The organism is Nocardia tenerifensis NBRC 101015, from assembly GCF_000308715.1.
GTDB lineage: Bacteria > Actinomycetota > Actinomycetes > Mycobacteriales > Mycobacteriaceae > Nocardia > Nocardia tenerifensis.
Genome location: NZ_BAGH01000486.1, coordinates 1 through 3233 on the forward strand (window position 1 = coordinate 1; position 3233 = coordinate 3233).

General features: G+C 72.3%; 3 protein-coding genes. All 3 read left to right on the forward strand.

Annotated elements, in window-relative coordinates; translation table 11 throughout:
• Positions 1–440 (forward strand): alpha/beta hydrolase (locus ON39_RS34255; protein WP_040740449.1); only part of this gene is annotated, 440 nt, incomplete at its 5' end.
• Between the two features lie 230 nt (positions 441–670).
• The gene (locus ON39_RS34260) at positions 671–1582 is read left to right on the forward strand and encodes a dihydrodipicolinate synthase family protein (RefSeq protein ID WP_040740450.1); all 912 of its coding nucleotides are present in this window, start codon (positions 671–673) and stop codon (positions 1580–1582) included.
• 41 nt (positions 1583–1623) lie between these two features.
• Complete coding sequence (locus tag ON39_RS34265) at positions 1624–3096, forward strand: aldehyde dehydrogenase (NADP(+)) (RefSeq protein WP_040740451.1); 1473 nt, start codon at positions 1624–1626, stop codon at positions 3094–3096.
• Positions 3097–3233: the final 137 nt, after the last annotated feature.

The window sequence follows — 3233 nt, forward strand, 5'->3', positions numbered from 1 at the left end:
TCTGGTCGAGGGACGCGGCGGTGCCCGAGCGGGTCCGGCAGTACCGCGCCGGACTCGCCGCCGGCGCGCCGGACGGGCTCGGCGCCTTCAGCGCCGAGGGATTCAGCGCGGGGCAGCGCGACGGCGGCGACGCGTGCCTCCGGTGGCCGGGACTTACCCGGTCGCACCAACCGCAGCGCCAGGCGCTGCCCGACGTCCCGGTGCTGGTCCTGTCCGGCGATCTCGACGCCATCACCCCGGACGCGAACGGTCAGCGGGTCGCGGCCGGATTCCCCAGGGCGACTTTCGTTTCCGTCCCCAACACCGGTCACGTCCCCGACCTCGAGCCGAGCGGCTGCATCGCCGACCTCGTGACCCGATTCGTCCGCACGGGCAGCCCGGGACCGACCTCCTGCGTCGAGGCCATCCCGCCCATCGCGGTCACCCCTGTACCCCGCTGACCCTCGCTCGAAACCCGAACAGCCGCAGCGCCGTCCACGAACAGTGGGCGGCGCGCCGCTGTCTGAGCAGGTCGCGTACGCGCTACGCCGCCGACGTATTCTCCGTCTCCTCGCGATTCCTCCGTTCCTCTTGCGTGACCGCGATCACTCCGTTAGCTTGTGCAATGTCACACGTCACATCGCATCTGGACCACTGGTGTCCGGAGATATCGCGCAGATGGAGGCCTCACATGCCCGAACCGATCACCTCGGCCCCGACCAAGCCCTGGCACGGCATCCTGGTCGCGACGACGCTGCCGTTCGCCGAGGACTACTCGGTCGACTACGACGCCTACGCCGAGCACGTGCGGTGGCTGGCCGACAGCGGCTGCCACGGGGTGAGCCCGAACGGATCGCTCGGCGAGTACCAGACCCTCGACGACGAGGAGCGGGCCAGAGTGGTGGCGACGGCCGTCGCGGCCGCCCCGGACGGGTTCACGGTGATGCCCGGCATCGCGGCGTACGGGGCGTTGCAGGCGCGCAGGTGGGCCGAGCAGTCCGCCGAGGCCGGCGCGCAGGCGGTGATGCTGTTGCCGCCCAACACCTATCGCGGCGGGCGGGAGTCGGTGCTCGATCACTACCGCACCGTCGCCGAGGTCGGCCTGCCGATCGTGGCCTACAACAACCCGATCGACACGCGCATCGATCTGACCCCGGCGCTGCTGGCCGAGCTGCACGGCGAGGGGCTGATCGTCGCGGTCAAGGAGTTCAGCGGCGACGTGCGGCGGTTCTACGAGATCAAGGAGCTCGCGCCCGCACTCGACGTCCTCGTCGGCTCGGACGACGTGGTGCTCGAGCTCGCCATCGCGGGCGCGGTCGGCTGGGTCGCGGGCTACCCCAACGCCATTCCGCGGTCGACGGTCGAGCTGTACAACGCGGCGATCAACCGCGACCTGGACAAGGCGCTGCCGCTCTACCGCGACCTGCACCGGCTGCTGCGCTGGGACTCCAAGACCGAGTTCGTGCACGCGATCAAGCTGGCCCAGGACCTGGCCGGCCGCAAGGGCGGCAAGTGCCGGCCGCCGCGCGTGCCGCTGGCGCCCGAGCTGGCCGCGAAGATCGCCGGGGACACCAGCGATCTGCTCGCCAAGGGCTACCGGTAGGCAGGGCGTAGCGGGGTACACAGAGAGACGAGGAGCAAGCGATGATCGAGAGCACGGCCGAGACCGTTCGCGACACCACCGCCGAGGAGGTCGACGCGATCGCCACCGCGGCGGCGGCGGCCGCGGCGCCATGGGCGGCCATGGCGCTGACCGACCGGGCCGCGGTCCTGCGCGGCGTCGCCGATCGGCTCGACGCGCACGCCGCCGAGCTGGTGCCGCTCGCGATGCGGGAGACTCACCTGGCCGAGCCACGGCTGCTGGGCGAGCTGCGGCGGACCAGTTTTCAGTTGCGACTGTTCGCGCAGCTCGTGCTCGACGGCGACTTCCTCGACGTGCGTATCGACACCGCCGACCCCGAGTGGCCGATGGGCGCGCCGCGGCCGGACCTGCGACGCATGAACGTCGCGCTCGGCCCGGTGGTCAACTTCGCGGCGAGCAACTTCCCGTTCGCCTTCTCGGTGGCGGGCGGCGACACCGCCTCGGCGCTGGCGGCGGGCTGCCCGGTGATCGTCAAGGCCAGCCCGGGGCATCCTCTGCTCTCCCGCGCGGTGGGCAACCTGATCGATCAGACGCTCGCCGAATACGGCGCTCCCGGTCGCACTTTCGGGCTCGTCTTCGGTCGCGACGCCGGGGTGCGGGCACTCACCCACCCCGCCGTCGCCGCGGCGGCGTTCACCGGCTCCACCGCGGGCGGGCGCGCGCTGTACGACCTGGCATCCCGTCGCCCGGTGCCCATCCCGTTCTACGGGGAGCTCGGCTCCATCAACCCGGTCTTCGTCACCCCGGAGGCCGCCGGGACACAGGCGGCGGAGATCGCGTCGGGACTGCTTACGGCGGTGAGCGCGAGCGCGGGCCAGCTGTGCACCAAGCCGGGGTTGGTCGCGATTCCCGAAGAGGCGCCGCTGTTCAGCGCGCTGGCCGAGCTGATCCGCGAGCGTCCGGTGCCGACCGGGGAGATGCTCAACGCCGAGATCGCCGGCGGTTTCGCGCGGGCCGTCGAGCGGGTGCGCGCGCATCCGAACGTGGAGCTGCTCGCCGGCGGCGGCCCGGACGAGGCCATGCTGCTCGCCACCACGGCGCGCACTGTGCTGAAGGATCCGGACGCGCTGCTGCACGAGATGTTCGGACCGGCAACGCTTTTGGTGAGTTACCGACACACCGGCGAGCTGCTGGAGCTGGCCCGCTCGGTGGGCGGCCAGCTAACGGTGTCCATCTTCGGCGACCGCGTCGACGACACCGTCCGCGCGCTGACCGCCGCCGCCGTGAGCGCGGCCGGGCGGGTGCTGTGGAACAGCTGGCCGACCGGGCTCTCGGTGACGTTCGCGCAGCAGCACGGCGGCCCCTACCCGGCGACGACCGCACCCACCACGACCTCGGTCGGCACCGCGGCGATCGCGCGGTTCCTGCGCCCGGTGACCTACCAGTCGGTGCCCGAGGACCTGCTGCCGCTCGAATTGCGCACGGACAACCCGCTTTCCGTGCCGCGATCGGTGAACGGAGCACGCCCGCGATGAACTCGGCCGCGCCCCGCACCGCCGCGCGGGGAACCGACGTCCTGATCATCGGCGGCGGCATGATCGGGTGCGCGCTCGCGGACCGGCTCGCCCTGGCCGGCGCCTCGGTGCGGGTGTGCGAGCGGGGTGGGGTCGCC